The following is an 18,939-nucleotide window of genomic DNA, read 5'->3' on the forward strand; positions in this document are numbered from 1 at the left end:
ACAGGGCGACTCCCGCTGGCGGCTCGCTGGAGCTCACTGCTGACAGAGGGGGCTCAGATGGCTGCGGTGCAGGTGCTGGAAATTGTGAGTCCTGCTGTTCGGTTCCGAACTCGACGCTGCATCCTGCAGATGGCAAAAATCCTCACCAATTGGAACTCCGATGCCTCCAGTTGCGACCTGGAACATCTCGTGCATAGCTAAGGCCGCGGTCGGCGGCGTTGGCAGGTCTGCAACCTTCCAACTGCGTCAGCCTCGCGAGATGGGGCTAGCGACGTCGGCGGTCGCGGTGGAGGAGACCAAGCTCGGTGTCCATGCACAGGGAATGCGGCCCGAAGCGATGCCACGCATCGGGCCCCCCGTTCTCGTGGGGAAGCAGGATCAGGTCGGCCAACAGGGGGTGGTCACGCCAGCCCTCGGGGACGGGGTAGCCGGCACGTCGATTATTGGCGACCCAGGCGGCAGGGACAGGGAGGGTGTGTTGGAGGACCGTGCGTGCAGTACCAGGAGCAGCGAGGGTCTGAGGTAGGGGCTGGTGCCCCTCGGGGTCCAGCGTCAGAGGGCCGGAGGCCTTCCTGTAACAGGGCAGGAGGCGACGCGGGAGTGTTCCCACGCGGGTGACGGCGTGGGCAGTGGTGAGGTATTGGCGGTGCAGGTCTGCGAGGGAGGAGACCTGGCGGGGTGGGGGGATGAGGTGGTTCTCGCTGAGGTGTTGCTCGGCCTGGTCAGTGTGGTGCCGTGTGATCAGGTGCCGTTGTAGTTCTTCGGTCTCCGCGGTGGGTTGGTGGCCGTGGATCGATTCGACCAGGTGAGGTACGTCGTGCGGGAGGGTGACGGCGAGGTGCGGTGAGGCCTCTAGGCAGTCCGCTGTGGCGTGAGTGAGGAAGGCTGGCTCGAGGGTGCGCCAGTTCGCCGGGATTTTCGTGCGGCCTTCAATGGCCGGTCGTAGCACCGTCATGCGTGGGCCCTGGTGCTGGAGCCAGGCAGGTCGGCGTTTGGTGCCGCCGCGCCACAGGTGCTCGAAGCGCCATAGCCGGCCCATGCGTTGGAGCAGGAGCGCCATGGAGGCTAGGTCACTGATGCTCAGATCGAGGTCGATGTTCACGCTAACGTCGAGCATTCTGGTGGTCACGATGACGAGCCGGTGGGGTCGCGAGCCGTCAGGTCCCAGTCGGGAGCGGATCGTGCGCAGCTGTGCTTCTTTGCGGTGGCCTGGTAGGCGGGCGTGCAGGAGGGTCAGTTCGTCTGATTGCAGGTCGAGGGTGTGGCGCAGGTACTGGTAGGTGTCCTGGGTGTCGGCGACTGTGGCGCAGTAGATGGCGGCGCAGCCGCCTTGTGCTGCGAGTGGCGCCATTTCTTGTCTGATGTGGGCGAGTCGTTCGTCGGGGGTGATGGTCCGTTTCAGGTGGCCTAGGGGCTTGTAGGTTGCTGCGGCTGTCGTGAGGTGGGCGGTGCGGCGTTGGGTTTCCGCGTGTGTGTGCCTCACTTCCGGGTCGACTGTGTGCGGTTGTGCCTGGCTGGCGCTGGCGTAAAGCCAGCCGGGATAGGGCGGTGCGTAGTCGCGGGCAGTCAGGTGGCGTCGTCGGTGGCCTGCGCCGGAGAGGTAGGCGGTCACGAGTTCGTTGCTGGAATGGGCTGGGAGTGTGGCCGAGAGGATGACCACGGGGCAGCGCATGGCTCCGAGCCACGTCAGGAGCCGGTGGATCTGGGTTTGGGTGAAGCGTTCGAAGACGTGTGCTTCGTCGATGACGATGGTCTTGCCGGACAGGGCCAGGAGTCGGTGTGTGTTGAACCGAGTGGGCAAGACGGCCATCAGGGCCTGGTCGATCGTGGCGATGGTGAACTGAGCGAGCAAAGCTTGGTCCCAGCCGCGGAGAAACCCATTGGGTGCAGTGGCAGACCTTGGAGGATGAGTGTGCCCGTCTTGGATTTCTGCGCCAGCATCCTGCTGGTCTAGCTCTTCGTCGCCTTCCTCATCGCATGTGGTTCGGCTGAGTGCGCTCAACTGCGCCTCAATATAGGAAGCGTTGAGCCAGCTGTTGCCGTGGACCAGAGACACCGGGACGTGGCGGGGACCGTGCGCGCGTACGTATCGCTCGACTACATCGTAGACGCCGTCGGCCGTGGCAGTTGTGGGCAGCAGAAACCCTGCCCCGTCGCTGCCGCCGTGGCTGGAGAAGATCCGGGCAGCCTCCAGTGCCAGGGTGGTCTTCCCCCCGCCGGTGCCATCGGTGACAACGAGGATGCCCGGGCCCTCCTGGGAGACGATGTCAGGCAGTTGCTTCATCACCGACGCCTGCAGAACGTTAGGGCTCTGAGCGGGAGGATGGACCCTTGCAAAGGGCAACCCGTCGGGGAGAGCTGTCCGCGCCAGCCCCGCCCGCTTCACCAGAGGGCCAGCCGCGGCTTGGGCTCGCGCCCAGTGTTCCGCCGCCCCGTAGGCCGGCATCTGCGCCATGGCCGTCCAGTGGCGATGCTGGCTGACCAGACGGTCAGCGACGATCGTCAGGCCACTCAGCAACACGGCCGCCGGAACCGAGACACGGGTCGGCGCCTCATTAGCTCCGCTCAAGTGCCGCACCAGGGCAAAATAGCGACGCCGAAGGTCCTGCCAAGCTGGCCCACCCAAGCCGGCCCGCACACGCGCACTACTTGCTGTCCCGTGCACGTCGACTTGAGGGAACCGGCCGTGGTGACCTGCCAGAACCTGAGCAATCCGAACGGCCGGACTGGCATTGGTCGTTGCCTCGTACCCTGCCTCGGCAAGCAACTCCAGGCCGCATTCCATGGATGCACGAGCATGCCCGATACGTTGCCATCCGGCAGTGTCAGCCCGCAGTTCCTCACCCACCCGCGCCCAGGGATGAGCTTCCCGCTCTTGAAACGATGACAGCTTCCCCACATCGTGATCTCCAGCGGTGCAGGCCGCCTGGCTCCTCGCCTCCTCCTCCGCCAGACCAAGCCCCTCAGCAATGACGCGTCGTTGCCCAGCGCTGAGAAAGCAGTCCCACAACACCAGAGTCACCGCGGCCGCATCCAGCATGTGAAACAACAGCGGGTAGACGAGCACCTGGGATTCATCGAACTTCCCCCATGGGCTCAGCGGAACACCGCCAAAACGCGCATCCTCGACCACCCCCACGCCCGCTCACCCCTCTCTCTCCCGGCACACCGCAGCGAACTCCCCCCGGCCTACCACGCACCGGTGAAAGCTGCGGGAACAAGAGAGCAGATTCACCCCGACGAGGCCAAACCAGCGCGTACCCGCCGCCAAGTACGACAGAATCTTCGAAGCGCATCGTCTGTCAGGGCCCGGGAAAGTATCCGCAGAACCACCAACCCCGAAGAAGAATTGCACGTCACGGAGGGTGCTCCCCGCACGCGCAGGGGTGACTCCTCGCGCCAGCGGTGACGCACAGGAAGAACTTGGTGCTCCCCGCACGCGCAGGGGTGACTCGAGCACAAGCACGGAGGAGACCACAACTACTACGTGCTCCCCGCACGCGCAGGGGTCTTCGAGCAATGTTGCGGCACCCGCACCACGAGGCCGACGGTGTTACCCCCGGCCAGCAGAATTGCTCTCCGCCAGCACTCAAGTCATCTTTTAGGTGGCCGCTGATTCTTCCAAACGAGTGCTTTGAAGTTTGAGAAACGATAGTCACTGTCGAGATTGGACAGTCTCGACGGAAGTGAGCCGCCGCCGAGGCGAATTGCATCAAGATCTCTGTGCACCTGCTGGCGAATTAGAGTTGCCCGCTCAGGCTTAGCGTTAGCAGCGATCGGATCCTCAAAGCCCTTGATGGAAGCGAGCCCAGTGCCGCGCATGAGCCTGAGGACGTCTTCCCAGATCCTGCTGTACTGGCCGGATGAACTGCCGAGCGCAATGAGTAGACCACCGGGCGTGAGGCTGTTGCTTAGACTTCGGATCTCCTCACGAAACCTCTCGGCTGCAGTCTTATTCGTGAGAAAGTTGCACATGATCACCAGGTCGTAAGCGCTGGGCACGCCAACACCCTCTTCTTGTGCCAATTGCCGCGCAAAGCCGGGGCTGATGTCGTCTTCATCGACCATGACTTCCGACCTATGACGCAAAGCGTGAAGGTGTTTCTGGCGGGGTGAGAACCCGGTCAGTTCTGGGTATTTCACTCCGTATGGGAAAGTGCCCGTTGGGTGCGGTATCCCTGCTCTCTCGACTTGGATGAGTTCGGAGAGGTCATGCAGAAGCCTGCTCCAAGCTGGACCTCTGTCCAGTGCATGCGGCTGTGTCACGGGGGCGAATTCGATCTGCTGCTCTGTTGTCTGAGTCCAAAGCTTCAAGTCATCGTAAAAATCGTGTGCGGCATACAGGCCCGGTGCGGGCCCAGCCCCGACTTCGAGGACCGATAGACCACGGCGGCGGATTGGCAGATGCCCCAAGGTGAACAGCTTCTCCAACACCTGTGTCACACGTCCATACCGGTCGGCCAAGTGAAGGATCATGTACGCGACCACCTGATCCTCACTCTCGAACTCCAGCTCGTCGCAGCGGCCCAGGACCTCCGGCAGTTGAGCTCCCAGCCCGACGGCGCTGGACGCGCGGCTGACAGCGGTGGCACTGATGGCTTGACACAGTGTCGACAAGTGTGGCTCTGTAAGACTCCTTGTCGAGGAGCGCCATTCGCTTAGGTCCGCAGCTTGCGCGCGCTGCCACCGCCCGGCCGTCCACGGCTTATCGCCCGATACACCCACGATCGCCATGCGCCCCCTCCCCGAGTCCGATCGGCAGGCTGCCGACATATCTATTCCCTGGCCCGGCCTAAAGCCTGCGGCCGCCGAGCCGGTCCGCTCATCAGCAAGCCTGTGCGCCGCATAGGGCCCCGTGGATCACACAGTGTAGTGGCCAATGGACTCATTCGGTGCCCTGAAATATTGCTTACCGCCAGCAGGCTCCCGGCGCAGGGGAATACGGGGACTGTGCAGACCGTGCTCCCCGCACGCACAGGGGTGACTCCGGGAGACGTGGCAGCACTATCAGCGCAGGGCCCTCCTTCACGCGCAGGTGACTCCGCGAATCGGCCTATGGTCACGTCCGCTGGAGTGGTGTAGCGACGGCCACACGGCGATCCAGTTGTCAGGCTATGCGGTGAGTTCGGTGGGGAGAGCGGAGTCGTCGCCTTCTCCGTCGATCGGGTGGAGTCGGGCTTTGGCGAGGAACTCGCGGCCCATGTAGCGGCGGGCTTCGGTCCATTCGTCGTTCTGCTCGGCCAGGACGGCGCCGACGAGGCGGATCACTGCCGTGCGGTCGGGGAAGATCCCGACGACGTCGGTGCGGCGGCGGATTTCCTTGTTCAGCCTCTCCTGGGGGTTATTGGACCAGATCTGCTTCCACATCTCGCGGGGGAAGCGGTGAAGGCCAGCAGATCGCTCTGAACCGAGTCGAGGTGTTCGGCGGCTTTGGGAAATTTCACCTCCAGCGCGTCCAGGACGTGCGTCATCTGTGCCCGGACGGCGTCGGTGTCGGGCTGTTCGAAGACCGTTCGCAGCAAGGTCGCCACCCAGGGCTGGGCGGTCTTGGGGACCTGCGAGAGCAGGTTGCGAGCGTAGTGGGTGCGGCATCGCTGCCAGGATGCGCCGGGCAGGGTTGCGCCGATCGCGCTGATCAGGCCGGTGTGGGCGTCGGAGATGATCAGTTGGACGCCCGTCAGGCCGCGGGCGACAAGGGAGCGCAGGAAGGCGAGCCAGCCGGCGCCGTCCTCGGCGGTGGCCACGTCGATGCCCAGGATCTCCCGGTGTCCATCCGCGTTGACGCCGACGGCGACCAGCGCGTGGATGTTGATGATGCGGCCGCCCTCACGGACCTTCTGGGTCAGGGCGTCCACCCACACGAAGGCGTACGGCCCGGCATCCAGTGTCCGGTTGCGGAACGCGGTCACCTGCTCGTCCAGGTGCTTGGCCATCGCCGAGACCTGCGACTTGCTCAGCTGTGTCACGCCGAGGGTCTCGGCGAGTTTCTCCACGCGGCGGGTGGAGACGCCCAGCAGGTAGGCGGTAGCAACCACCGAGATCAGCGCCTGTTCCGCCCGGCGGCGGCGTTCCAGCAGCCACGTGGGGAAGTAACTGCCGTGCCTCAGCTTGGGGATGGCCAGTTCGACCGTGCCGGCCCGGGTGTCCCACTCCCGATTCCGGTACCCGTTGCGCTGGTTGACGCGCTCCTCGCTGACCTGGCCGAACTCGGCCCCGCAGGCCGCGTCGGCTTCTGCGGACATCAGCCCGTCGGCGAACGTTTTGATCATCGCACGGAGCAGGTCCGGACTCGCCGAGGCGAGGTTCTCTTCCGTGAGCGTGTGCAGCGGCACACTGTTGGATGCGGTCATCGTGCTGATCTCCTTCGTGACTCGAACATCTCGAAGACATCTCACGATGCGAAGAGTCAAGCGGCCGCGGCAAGTTGGGTGGGGAAGGCGATGTGTTCGTCGAACACGTGGCGTGTCTGGAGGCAGTGGTAGAGCTGTCCGAGCATGCGGTTGAAGAGGTTGCGTTGGGCGGCTGCGTGCCAGTCGCCGACCTCACGCCTGCGGCGGTAGTGGGCGGCGGCTCCTGGCGAGGCCCGCAGGGCGGAGAAGGTCCATAGATAGCCGGCATGGTTGAGCCGGTCGTTCTTGATCACGCGACGCCCGAGATGATGTTTCTTGCCTGAAGCACGGGTGATAGGTGCTGATCCGGCGTAGGCCTTCAGGCCGGGCGCTGGTGAAGCGGTGAGGGTCATCTCCGATCTCGGCGAGTACCCGTGCGCCGAGCTGATGGCCCAGCCCCGGAAAGCTGAGGAGGATCTCCGCGTCCGGGTGCGTGGGGAAGGTGTCTTCGACCGCCTGAGTGAGATCGGCGACGGCGTCGCAGGCAGCGTCGAGTTGCCTCAGCACCGCCAGCATCTGCCGGCCGAGGGCCTCTTCAACCAAGGGCGGTTGGTGGACGTAGTCGCCGCGGAAGATGTCCCGCAGCCTGTCGGCCTCGGCGTCGATGCCACGAATACCTAATTCCAGGACTCAAGATCGGTCCGACATCTCACAAGCCGTTCGCGGCACCAGCGCGCCGCGCGGGCCTCGCTCTCTGCCAGATCTCCCTGATCGGGACTCATGCAAGAGGTCACCACGCTGCGGGCTCGCACCACGAACGCCAACGAGCTCAAGGGACCATGCGTGGTGGCAGCCATGACGGCCCTCCAGCACCGACTCGCCATGTCGCTGGAGCGTCGGGAGCGTGCGCCACTCTTCGAGCAGGCGTCAACGGCCGGGATCAGCCAAGGCGTCACTGTCCCAACGCTCGAACAGTCCGGCAGCGTCGTCCACGGTCCCGCCAGGCTGTCCACACCGAATTAGGATCAGCCGGTGGCCGTTCTACGTTCGGGCACCACACCGACTACCGGGAGCAAACCCCCGGATCAGGTAGAACCCGTACATCACCTCCAAGGACGCAACCGGGACGCTCCCGGCCGATGTGCAACGTCGACGGGCCCCGTCGGGGGTTAGGGCAAGAGAGACAAAGTACAAGCACTGTTGAGGGCAGTCAGTGCAATCGGCAGTTCAGCACGACCTGCTATTTCACATCCCACTTTGCACTCCTGCATTTTCTCATCACATGCCACCAGTGGTTCTCGCTCTACGCCATCCATAGCCCGCCAAAACTGCGGCTCAGCATGCATAGCTAGTGGACATTGCATCGCTGGCCATTCATGACACCGCGACGGGACTTAGCACATGGTGGAGATGAACTTGGAGTAGGCGGCCTTGAGGTACTCGACTGTGACGTCGTCGCCCTGCTCGATCGCCTCGCGGCGCACCAGCGCGAGCGTGCGCCGCAGCTTCTCCAGGACGTTCTCGGTCGCCCCGGACGTCCACGACTCGCGGATGACAGGGGCGTCGCACAGGCCGTCCCGGGCGCAGCGCTGGAGGAGGCGCAGGGTGGGCTCGGTGATCCACACGTCGCCGGTCTTGCGGCGGTCCCCCAGCGGTGAGGGGAGATCGTCGTGCTCCCAGATGGGCGGGGTGATGCGGTGGATGCCGGCGCGCTTGGCGTCGTGGAGGCCGCTGGTGTCGTGGGTGAGCTGTCCGATCGGCAGGTGCGTCTTGAACGCGGCGAGGTAGGCGGCGTTCGCGTCCAGCGCCGTGACCTCCCGGGGTGTGGCGTTCGTGCGCAGCGGCATGTTCTTCCAGCTCAGTCGTCCTTCCCAGACGGCATCGGCGCCGGACTTCTGGCCTGTCTTCTTCAGCAGGTCATTGACCGGCGGGAAGGAGCTGTGTTCGTAGCGGCCGCCCTTGCGGGTGTGGTCGAACCAGCCCATCACGTCGGGGACGGCGCGTTTGATCAGAGCGTTGGTGGCGGCGTCCGCGTCCCCGCCGGCAGCCTCCAGTGCGGCGGCGATGGTGGCCCGGATCTGGTCAGCTACGTCCGCGTCGACGGAGCCGGATCGGGAGGTGGCAGGGCGCGCCGTGGGGGCCGGTGTCGTGGGCGCGGTGGGCGTCGCCGGGGAGTTGGGCCCCGGCGGGGGCTGCGGCGCGGCAGAGGGCTGCGGAGGGGTCTGTGGGAGGGGGCCGTCGAGGAAGCGGGCGCGCAGGAAGTCGGGGCGCAGCCGGACGGTGGGGCTGCTGGTGTCGGTGCCGAAGTCGCTGTCGGCGATGGTGAGTCGGGCGGTCTCGCCGTCGCGCTCGAGGTGGAGCACGACGTCCGCGCGCAGCCTTGTGAGGACGGCGGGGTCGTCGGTGTCGACGGCGACCAGGACTGGCAGGTGGTGGGTGCGGGCGAGGCGCACCAGGTCGCGTGTCGCGGCCGGGAGGGCGTCGCCGGAGAGCGGTACGGACGGGTCGCCGGCGGTCTGGAGGCGGTCGACCACGAGGAGGGCCAGGCCCTCCACGTCCGCGAGGGTGGCCGCGATCGCGTCGATGTCGAGGTCGTCTCCGTCGTCGACGAACAGGGGAACGTTGCGGGCCGCGTCGATCGCGGCGCGTACCTCGGCGGGCGCGTTGAGGGTTCCGGCGCGCAGCAGCTGGTAGTTGGCGCCGGCGTGGGCGGCGGCGACGCGGCAGGAGATGTCCGTGGCGCTCGGACCGGATGCGGCGTACAGGACGGTGCGGCCGTGCACGACGGCCGCGTCCCGGGCCGCGGATGCGGCGAGGAGGCTGCCGCCCACGCCGGGGGCTGCGGCAATGAGGGTGAGGCGGCCGGGCTGGAGGCCGCCGGTTGCGTCGTCCACGGCGGGCAGGCCGTAGGACAGGGCGGCGCGGCCGGTGGTGGTGAGGGAATCGAGCGCAGCGGCGGGCGCGGTCAGCGTGCGTGCGCGGCGGGCCAGGCGTGAGAGCTGCGTCGACGGACCCGCGTCGGCGGCGGCCGCGGACGCGGGGGCCGGGATCGCGGCGGGGGGCGTCACCTCGACGTCGACGGGGAGCAGCACGGCGACGTCCCGGGCGCGTTTTCGCAGCCGCTGCGGGGCGCCGGCGGCGGCCTGCGTCACCAGGCTGCCCAGTGTCTGGCGGGCCTGGGTGAGGCCGTGGGAGGGCCAGGAGGGCAGGGCCTCGCGCTGCTGCATGGTGAGGGCGTCCAGCGGCGTGAGGGCGGCCCGGGCGACCGTGTCACCGGACTCCCGCGTGATGACCACCGGGGCGCCCGCATCGAGCAGTTGGAACAGCGCCTTACGAGCCGCCTCCGTTCCGTAAGGGCCGGCCTCACCATCCGTGGCCACGTCCGGCCACCTCCTTACAGCTCAACTTGTAAGCCGTAACCTTAACCTCTCGATGCATGTCGCAACGACGCGTCGGAGCAGCGGATTTGCTCGTGTCGGACGCATCATCGTCACGTCAGGCCTGATGACAGGTCAGCATCAGAAGAGTGGCAGGTATCCGTCGGTGCCTGCCACCTCCTACAGAGCGGTCACCGGGCAGCCGGCCGGCGTTGGATGATGATGTCGCGGAAGCACAGCACGCGTCAGGTCAGCAGGGGGCGCGCGCTGCTCAGCCCCGGGACCTGCCCCCGCCGAAGCGGGCCGAGGCGGCCCGGATCGGCGTGAGGAGCGCAGCGCGTGGTAAAGCGGCAGCCCCTGACGTCAGCCGATCGGCGATGTCGCCACCACCAGGCGCCTTTGCGAGAAGGCCGACGCGGCCGTGCGGGCGGTGGTCTTGTTGAGATGTCTGCCGTCGGCGGCTTCGACGACTTCGTTGCTTCGTGCCCGGCATGCTTCAGGCGCTCCACGACCTGCGATCCGATGAGTCCTCTTCCGCCGATGACGGCGATCCTCATCTGCTGCCCTCTCTCCCGCCGGACCCGGACACCCTCTTTTGCGTGTCATACGGATATTCACAGTGCCTGCAGGCGTGGGGCTCGTCGTGACCGGCACGGCACAGGTCCGCTGCACGCTGCACGGCTGCGAGGTCAGGACGACCGCCGTCGGGGGGCGAGGCGCGCGCCTGATCCACAGTTCGCGTGCACCCCGTCGAGGGCCTGTCAGTCTCCAAGGGGGCCTGCTGACACCGACGAACGCACCGAGTGTGGCCGACAGTTGCCTTCCGTGGGCCTGCGCCCGGGCGGCGTGGCCGGGCGGGTCTTCACTCCCCTGCACTCCGCCGCAGCAGCGGAGTGAGGCGGTGACGGACCAGTTCACGCATCACCAACGCGGTGCTCGTGCGCTCCACCCCCGGCGCCGCGAGAACTTGGCCCGCGACGCGGTACAGGTCCTCCGCATCGGTGGCCACGACCCGCACCAGCAGATCGCTCTCACCACTGAGTCCATCCACCTCGACGACCTCCGGGATGCGGGCGAGCGCTTCGGCGACCTCCTCCAGCCTGCGCTGGGTCACACGCGTGGTGATGACGGCCGAGAGCGGGTAGCCCAGGGCCGCCGGGTCGATGCACCGTTCGAAGGAGCGCAGGGCGCCGCGGCGCTGAAGCTTCCCGAGTCTGGCCTGGACGGTGTTGCGGGAGAGCCCGAGGCGCTGAGCCAGCGCGGCCACGGGTGCACGGGGCTCGTCGGTGAGCGCGAGCAGCAGCTTCGCGTCGAGGGTGTCCAGGGGCTCCTCACCTGTCACTGTGCCCCACCTCTCACCTGTCACTGTGCCCCACCTCGCTATCGCGGCCGGCCCACCCCGGTGAGCAGGTTGCTCTGCTCACCGGGCGATGATTGTGCGGTCATCGTCGTCCCGACGTCCCGGTCACGCAATCTGCTGAGCAGCGCGCTGAGGCAGAACGGCGCTGTCGCCCACATCCATCGGCACCACGATCGGAACCCGCATGCCCTCGCCACACCGGGAAGGGGGCCCCGCACACCGACTACGATGAGCTCCGTGCGACCGGTAATTGTGCACATCGAGGTGCCCCAGCAGCGCGAAGAGGTCTACGACGTCCTCGATGTCCTCGCGGCGCACGAGAAGTTCACCGATCACATGCTGCGCGATTGGCAGTGCTCCGGCCCCGCCCGCGGCGTCGGGGGCAGGGCCCGCGTGACGGCCGCTGTCGCGGGTCGCCGGGAGAGCATCGACATCGAAGTCGTGGCGGCGCAGCGTCCGTTGCGGATCGTCGAGCGCAACACCGGCGCCGGCGGCCGCCGCGTCGCGACCGGCACCTATCTCCTCAAAGAGCTTCCCGGTGGCGGGACACGCGTCTTCTTCACGTACGCGTGGCAGAGTGCCCCCCGCAGCGAAGAGGTGGCCGCGCCCGTGGTGAGGTGGCTGCTGCGTCGCGCCAACCAGCGTGCCCTGCGGCGGCTGGCGGGTGTGCTGGCCGCCGCAACGCAGGGGGGAAACCCTGGTTGAGCATGCGTGTCACGGTGGTGGGCAGTGGTGATGCCTTCGGAACCGGCAGTGCTTCCAGACCTGTATCGCGCTCGGGCCCGACGGCGCCTCCCGGCGCCGTCCCCGGCGGCCTCCCCCGGCGCCGTCTCCCGGCGCCGTCTCCCGGCAGCGTCCCACACGCTCATCGACTGCGAAGCCACCACGGCATCGGTGCGGGCGGCGAGGAGACGCACCAGGGCGCCCGGCCCGTATCCGGTCTCCAGGACGGTCGCGCCGGGCCGACGGCCAGCAGGTCCAGCACGTCCTGCTGTTTGTCGCTCCACAGCCCGAACCTCCCCGCCAGGCGCCCCAGGACACCGGCGGGACGGGCAACGGGCGAGGTGACGGGCCGCCCGGGCAGCCCAGGAGTGTGCGCCGGTGTCCATGACACCACTCCGGCACCCCAAGCCTGCCCCAAGCCTGCCCCAAGCCACATGACGCCCACAGGGCTCGCGGGAATCGGCGAAGCGGCCCGCAGGGCCGGCATGGCCACCTCCGCGCTGCACCACTACGACGAACCGGCATCGTCACACCGGCCGCCCGGCACGGGGGCCTGGCACGTACCGGCCGCAAAAGCTGCGCATGCTCGCATTCGTGCAGCTCATGCGGCGCCTCCACCCCGGCCCGCAGGACACCCGTGCCCTCCTGCAGGACCCCCGCCACAGGTGACGCCAGACCCACGAACGCAACCGTCACCGCACTCGAGGAACTGACCGCGCACGCCGAGGACGCGCCGCACTTCCTGCAGCACCCGCTCCGGTGCCCGGCCGAACATCATCCCCCGTCACCCACTGCCCCTTCATCCTCGACACCCTCGATTACCGCCCCGGCGTCCCCTGCGACAAACTCACCGCCGAACACGGTCATGAAGTACCGCCGCCCGGTAAAGGGTCCTTCGTACCGCCGCAACCGGTGCGGCGCCCTCACACCAGCACAGAAAGAGAGCACGGCAGACATGCGTGAGATACGAGCGGATCTCGTCGTCGCCGGCGGGAGCCTGGGAGGTGTGGCAGCGGCGCTGGCGGCGTGCCGCCGCGGGCACCGGGTGCTGCTGACCGAGGAGACGGACTGGCTGGGAGGCCAGCTCACCTCACAGGCCGTGCCTCCCGACGAGCATCCCTGGATCGAGCAGTACGGGTGCACAAGCCTCCTACCGCCGGCTGCGCCAGGACATCCGCTCCTACTACCGCACCTGGTACCCGCTCACCGAACGGGCGCGTGCCTGGCGCACCCTCAACCCGGGCGCCGCACGAGTATCCGGACTGTGCCACGAACCGCGCGTCGCGCTGGCGGTGATCGAGGCCACGCTCGCCCCGCATGTGGCAGCGCAGCGCCTGAAGATACTGCTCAACCACCGTGTGACCGCCGCCGTCCGCGACGGGGACTGGGTGGAGGCACTGCAGGTGACCGGACCCGACGGCGAGACGGTCTGGGCATGCGCTCCGTTCTTCCTCGACGCCACGGAACACGGCGACGTACTCCCCGCCGCAGGCGCCGAGTACGTCATCGGCGCCGAGAGCGCCGACGAACACGGCGAAGCACACGCACCGGCCACAGCGCAGCCGGCCAACATCCAAAGCTTCACCGTCACCTTCGCCCTCTCCCACCACGACGGAGAAGACCACACCATCGACCGCCCCGCCACCTACGAACACTGGCGCACCTACCGGCCGGAATTCTGGCCCGGACCGCTGCTGGGCTTCCTCGCCCCCATCCCCAGCACCCTGGAGCCCTACCAGCGGTGGCTGGACCCCAACCCACCAGGCGACCCCATCGACGAACTCACCGACCCCGCCCGCAACAACGGCGACCGGGAACTGTGGATGTTCCGCCGCATCCTCGCCGCCGGACTGCACACCCCCGGCTCCTTCAGCTCCGACATCACCCTGGTCAACTGGCCGATGAACGACTACTGGCTCGGCCCGATCGTGGACACCAGCGAAGAAGAAGCCGCCCACCACCTGCACCAGGCACGCCAGTTGAGCCTCTCCCTGCTGTACTGGCTACAGACCGAAGCACCACGCACAGACGGCGGCACCGGCTTCCCCGGCCTACAACTACGCGGCGACGTGACAGGCACCACAGACGGCCTCGCCAAAGCACCCTACATACGCGAATCCCGCCGCATCCGCGCACTCCACACCATCACCGAAAACCACGTCGCAGCCAACGTGGTGAAGACCCTCGGCAAAAACCCCCACCACGAAGACTCGGTAGGAATCGGCTCCTACCGCATCGACCTCCACCCCACCACCGGCGGCGACACCTACATCGACATCGACAGCGTCCCCTTCGAAATCCCCCTCGGCGCTCTCCTCCCGGTCCGGATACGCAACCTCCTCCCCGCCTGCAAAAACGCCGGCACCACCCACATCTCCAACGGCTGCCTACGCCTCCACCCCACCGAATGGAACATCGGCGAGGCATCGTCCCTGCTGGCCGCCTTCTGCCTCGAACACCACACCCAACCCCACCACGTCCACCACCACACAACCCTCCGCCACCAATACACCCAACTCCTCAACCACGAAGGCATCCAACACACCTGGCCCCACCCACCCCACCCATAACAACAACCCAAGAATGCCCCGGCCCAACACAGCCACCACCCCGCCGGACCCGCCCGCCAACCAGACACCAACCCCGCGCCAGCGCACTCAAGAACCGAAATCGACACCCCCGCACACCAGCGCAACTACCCTTGAACGCCGAACACCACAGGCGTGTTGACCCCCACGGCCAGAACACCACGCCCATCCGACCACCGCTCCAACCCGCCGGGATCCTCCACCACCGGGGCCACCGGCACCGGTGCACCCGCCCCTCTCCGCACCGGGTTCCCGCCCTCAATCACCTCGACAAAACCCGCAGAGGAGATCCGGATGCGAAGTGCGCGCGCGCAATTGGTCGCCGTCGTGATAGTGAGCACCGCTGTCGTGAGCACCGCTTTGCCCATGACGCCTGCACTGGCCGCGCAACCCGCCGGGTGCAGCGATCTTTCGGCGCCGCTGACTGTGGAGGAGCAGCGCCTGCCCGAACCGGTGCCGCAGGAGATCCTGCACCGTTCCGGCTTCGACTCGGTGGCCTCCGACTTCGCACGGGCTCTGTGCGCTGCCGGCTCCTACGGGCAGGCACAGGAGGTGGTAGCGCGGTGGGGGCATCGGCTGTGGCAGCGGGCGGTTGAGCGGGCTCAGGGCCGCGGCCCGGCCGGCGGGGACCTGAGCCGAGCGGATGACCGGCCCTTGTACTGGGCGCGGCTCGGGATGACGGCGGCGTTGCGGCAGTGGCGGCCCGGCTTTGAGCTCCCCGGTGCCCAACGCTCGGCGCTGCACGAGCGGTTGGAGCAAAGCTCGCGCGGCCACGATGCCATCGACTTCCCGGCCGGTGAGGAGAAGCGACTGAAGCGGATGCTGGTCACCGGGTTCGACCCGTTCACGCTGGACGAGGACATTCGGATCAGTAATCCCTCGGGGGCGAGCGCCCTGGCGATGGACGGCACGGTGATCCGCACCAAGAAGGGTCCGGTCAGGATCGAGACGGCCCTCTTCCCCGTGCGCTGGGCGGATTTCACTGACGGCATGGTCGAGCAGGCTCTGCGGCCGCATCTGCCGGAAGTGAACTTGTTCGCCACCATCAGCCAGGGCCGGCCCGGCCGGTTCGACGTCGAGCGCTACAACGGGGCCTGGCGGGGGACCTTTCCCGACAACAACAACATCTCCGCGACCGGGACGGTCCCGGTGTCCGACGCCCCTGCGCAGCCTCAGTGGACGACCACCACGCTTCCCTTCAAGGACATCGCATCCGCGCCGACGGGCCGCTTCCCCGTTCAGGACAACACGGCGGTGGTCGAGATTCCGGCGGGCGCGAGTGAGCCGGTGAAGCGGCCCGACGGTCCTACCGAGGGCTCCACCGCGCGTGAAGGGGGCGGCGGGGACTACCTGTCCAACGAGATCGCCTACCGTGCGACGCTACTGCGCGACAGGCTCGGTCTGGATATTCCGGGTGGCCATGTGCACACTCCTGTCCTCGAGTTCGGCTCGGAGAACACCGACCCGGCGACGGGCACCATCACCGATCCGGAGTTCCTCAAGAATCGGCGGGCCATCGTCAGCCAGGTCCGCTCACTTCTCCGAGTTGCGGCCGAGCACTGAGCACCTCTCCCGACGGTGGGGACGGCGGATCCAGTCGTGCCTCGCTGGACCCGGGTCGGCCCCGACTCGGAGACCGGCAGGGACTGATCGCCTGTCACAATGCTCAACCTCACGGGCCCGCTCAGCCTGCTTGCTGTGCAGATTGCTCAGTGGCATGCGTCGTGATTGTGCGGCCATCGTCACCCTGCTGTCATATTGATGCAATCTGCTGACTTCGACGCTTCGGACGGGCGGCATGAAGACCACTGACGACATGGCAGGGGCGGCTTCGGCGGCCGGCGAAGGCGCTCGGCGTTCCGGCGCGCCCGACCTGGAGACGCTTGCGGCGGTCGAGCAGCGTGTGCTGTGGCTGGCGACTTCGGTCATCGACCACGCCAACCGCGTACGCCCGAACCCGTCCGGGCTGAAGGTCGGCGGCCATCAGGCCTCCAGCGCCTCCATGACGTCGATCATGACGGCTCTCTGGTTCCACGAACTGGGCCGCGACGACCGCGTGTCGGTCAAGCCGCACGCCTCGCCCGTCCTGCATGCGGTGAACTATCTGCTGGGTGAACTGGACGAGTCGTATCTGACGACGCTGCGCAGTTACGGCGGGCTGCAAAGCTATCCGAGCCGGGAGAAGGACCCGGACCCGGTGGACTATTCGACGGGTTCGGTCGGCATCGGCGCCACTGCCCCGATCTGGGGTGCGATCGCACGCCGGTATGTGAACGGACGCTTCGGCGGCGGCACTACGGGCCGGCAGTACTCGCTGCTGGGGGATGCCGAACTTGACGAGGGCGCCTGCTGGGAGGCGGTGCTCGACCCGGCGGTGGCGGACCTGGGCGAGATCGTGTGGATCGTCGACTTCAACCGGCAGTCGCTGGACCGGGTCGTGCCGAACATCTCGGCGACCCGCCTGCAGGGCATGTTCGACGCGGCCGGATGGCAGGTCCTCACGGTCAAGTACGGGCGTCTGCTGGAGGAGTTGTTCGCACGAACCGGCGGCGATGCCCTGCGCACCCGCATCGACGAGATGACGAACCCGGAGTACCAACGGCTGCTGCGCTGCTCCGCCGCGCACCTGCGGGAGCGCCTGCCGGGGTCCGGGCCCGGGCGCGAGGCGATCGCCCAGCTGCTGGCCGGGCTCGACGACGACTCGGTGGTCTCCCTCCTGCGCAATCTCGGCGGGCACGACCTCGGGGCGCTGATCGACGCCTACTCGAGGATCGACGACACCAGGCCCACCGTCGTCTTCGCCTACACCGTCAAGGGCCACGGGCTGCCCACGGCCGGACACCCGCAGAACCATTCGGCACTGCTGACCGGTGAGCAGATGCAGGAGCTCGCCGCACGCGTGGGCGCCGACGCGGACGCGCCCTGGGCCCGTTTCCCTCGCGGCAGCGCAGAGGCCGCTTTGTGCGAGCGCACGGCGGCGAGGCTGCGCCGCCAGGACACGCCCTCGCAGCAACCCCCGGCACTGCCCTCGGACTTCGGACGCACACCCTCCGGGAAGGGCTCGACGCAGCAGGCTCTCGGCAGGGCTCTGCTGGATCTGACGCGGGAGGCTCCGGAGGCGGCGGGGCACGTGGTGACGGTCTGCCCGGACGTCGCGTCGACGACGAACCTCGGCGGCTGGCTGAACAAGGTCGGCACCTGGTCCGCAACGCAGCGCCGGGACTGGTTCGACGACGATGCCGAGACCATTCTCCACTGGCGCGAGCAGCCGGGCGGCCAGCACATCGAGCTCGGCATCGCGGAGACGAATCTGGTGGGGCTGCTGGGTGAGCTGGGTGCCACGTGGAGCCGGTGGGGAACGCCGCTGCTGCCGATCGGTGTGGTCTACGACCCGTTCGTGGGCCGTGCCCTGGAGCCGTGGTCGTTCGGGATGTACGCGGGCGGGCAGTCGATTCTCGTAGGGACGCCTTCGGGGGTGAGTCTCGCACCGGAGGGCGGCGCCCACCAGTCGGTCATCACACCCTCGATCGGCCTGGAGCAGCCGGGCTGCACCGCGTATGAGCCGGCTTTCGCCCTCGACCTGGAGTGGTGCCTGCTGGCGGGGCTGGCCAACCTCGGCAGGGCCGGGGGCAGTTCGACGTACCTGCGGCTGTCCACGCGTCCCGTGGACCAGTCGTTGGCAGCCGTGCCGGCCGACTCCGCAGCGCGGGAGCGGCGGCGCAGGCAGTCCGTGGCCGGCGGATATCCGCTGCGCCGCCACGCGAATCCGTCGCTGACCATCGCCGCCGCCGGCGTGATGGTCACCGAGGCGGTCGCCGCAGCGGACCGTCTGGAGGAGCTCGGCATCGGCGCGGACGTCGTGTGCGTCACCAGTCCCGACCTTCTCTTCCGTGCCGTGCAGGCGCGGCAGGGCCTGCAGGAGGGTCCGGACTGGATCCTCGGTCAGACCTTTCCCCCCGAGCGTGCCCGTCCGCTGGTGACCGTCCTCGACGGGCATCCGCACACGCTTGCGTTCCTCGCGGGCGTCAACGGGGTGCCGGCGCGCGCGCTGGGTGTCACCGGCTTCGGGCAGAGCGGCAGTCTCGCCGACGTCCACCGCCACCACGGCATCGACGCCGACGGAATCGTTGCGGCGGCGTTGGACCTGGCGGACTGACGGACGGTGCCGCGCGTCTGCGACGGCAGCGGACGGTCATCGGATTCTTCGGCCACCGCGACGACTCCGTCTCGGGCCGGCAGTGCTCGGGAGGGCCCGCCGGGGCCGGACGCGTGAGAGGAACGAGTCTCGTTCGATGTCCTTGTCCCCGGCGGCGACGCCAGGGACAAGGACATCGAGTACGCCACCGGGACCTGGGCCCGCCGGAGCGCAGGCCGAACTGCGCGTGTGGGCCGGAGGTTCCACGGCTTCGATGGGTTCTTCCCGCAGGCGCGGAGCTTCGCAGCCGCACGCTAAACGAGCAACGACTGGCTCGACCGGGCCTGAACCCGCCCGCGGAGCAGGCGTCTCACGAACTCGGCCCGCCTGAGCAGGTGTTCGGCGCTAGCTGTATTGATCATGAGCG

At 67.8% G+C, this 18,939-nt stretch carries 7 protein-coding genes and 3 pseudogenes; 4 read left to right on the forward strand and 6 right to left on the reverse strand.

What is annotated here, in order from left to right:
• Positions 1 to 265 precede the first annotated feature (265 nt).
• The 6 genes and pseudogenes from EV375_RS00430 to EV375_RS00460 form a co-directional block, all read right to left on the reverse strand.
• Positions 266 to 3,139, reverse strand: a complete 2,874-nt coding sequence (locus EV375_RS00430; RefSeq protein ID WP_130297655.1) for an HD domain-containing protein — start codon at positions 3,137 to 3,139, stop codon at positions 266 to 268.
• A 455-nt stretch (positions 3,140 to 3,594) separates the two neighbouring features.
• Positions 3,595 to 4,734, reverse strand: a complete 1,140-nt coding sequence (locus EV375_RS00435) for a hypothetical protein (protein WP_130297656.1) — start codon at positions 4,732 to 4,734, stop codon at positions 3,595 to 3,597.
• Between the two features lie 378 nt (positions 4,735 to 5,112).
• A pseudogene (locus EV375_RS00440) lies at positions 5,113 to 6,350 on the reverse strand (IS256 family transposase).
• Positions 6,351 to 6,406: 56 nt separating this feature from the next.
• A pseudogene (locus EV375_RS00445) lies at positions 6,407 to 6,986 on the reverse strand (transposase); the annotation flags it as partial.
• Positions 6,987 to 7,723: 737 nt separating this feature from the next.
• The gene (locus tag EV375_RS00450) at positions 7,724 to 9,709 is read right to left on the reverse strand and encodes a DnaB-like helicase C-terminal domain-containing protein (RefSeq protein ID WP_130297657.1); all 1,986 of its coding nucleotides are present in this window, start codon (positions 9,707 to 9,709) and stop codon (positions 7,724 to 7,726) included.
• Positions 9,710 to 10,568: 859 nt separating this feature from the next.
• Positions 10,569 to 11,048: an Lrp/AsnC family transcriptional regulator gene (locus tag EV375_RS00460; RefSeq protein ID WP_130297658.1), complete on the reverse strand. Its 480-nt coding sequence runs from the start codon at positions 11,046 to 11,048 to the stop codon at positions 10,569 to 10,571.
• Between the two features lie 246 nt (positions 11,049 to 11,294).
• Here EV375_RS00460 and EV375_RS00465 point away from each other — a divergent pair, with 246 nt between their 5' ends.
• The 4 genes and pseudogenes from EV375_RS00465 to EV375_RS00480 all read left to right on the forward strand — a co-directional run bounded on the left by EV375_RS00465 (position 11,295) and on the right by EV375_RS00480 (position 18,533).
• Positions 11,295 to 11,771, forward strand: a complete 477-nt coding sequence (locus EV375_RS00465; RefSeq protein ID WP_486588202.1) for an SRPBCC family protein — start codon at positions 11,295 to 11,297, stop codon at positions 11,769 to 11,771.
• 973 nt (positions 11,772 to 12,744) lie between these two features.
• Positions 12,745 to 14,359, forward strand: a pseudogene (locus EV375_RS00470) (FAD-dependent oxidoreductase).
• A gap of 312 nt (positions 14,360 to 14,671) precedes the next feature.
• On the forward strand, positions 14,672 to 15,940 hold the full coding sequence (locus EV375_RS00475; RefSeq protein ID WP_130297660.1) for a C15 family peptidase: 1,269 nt from the start codon (positions 14,672 to 14,674) through the stop codon (positions 15,938 to 15,940).
• A 235-nt stretch (positions 15,941 to 16,175) separates the two neighbouring features.
• Positions 16,176 to 18,533 carry a transketolase-like TK C-terminal-containing protein gene (locus tag EV375_RS00480; RefSeq protein WP_486588203.1) on the forward strand — a complete coding sequence of 786 codons (2,358 nt, stop codon included), beginning with the start codon at positions 16,176 to 16,178 and terminating at the stop codon, positions 18,531 to 18,533.
• The last annotated feature ends 406 nt before the right edge of the window (positions 18,534 to 18,939 follow it).

The organism is Streptomyces sp. CNZ301, from assembly GCF_004217425.1.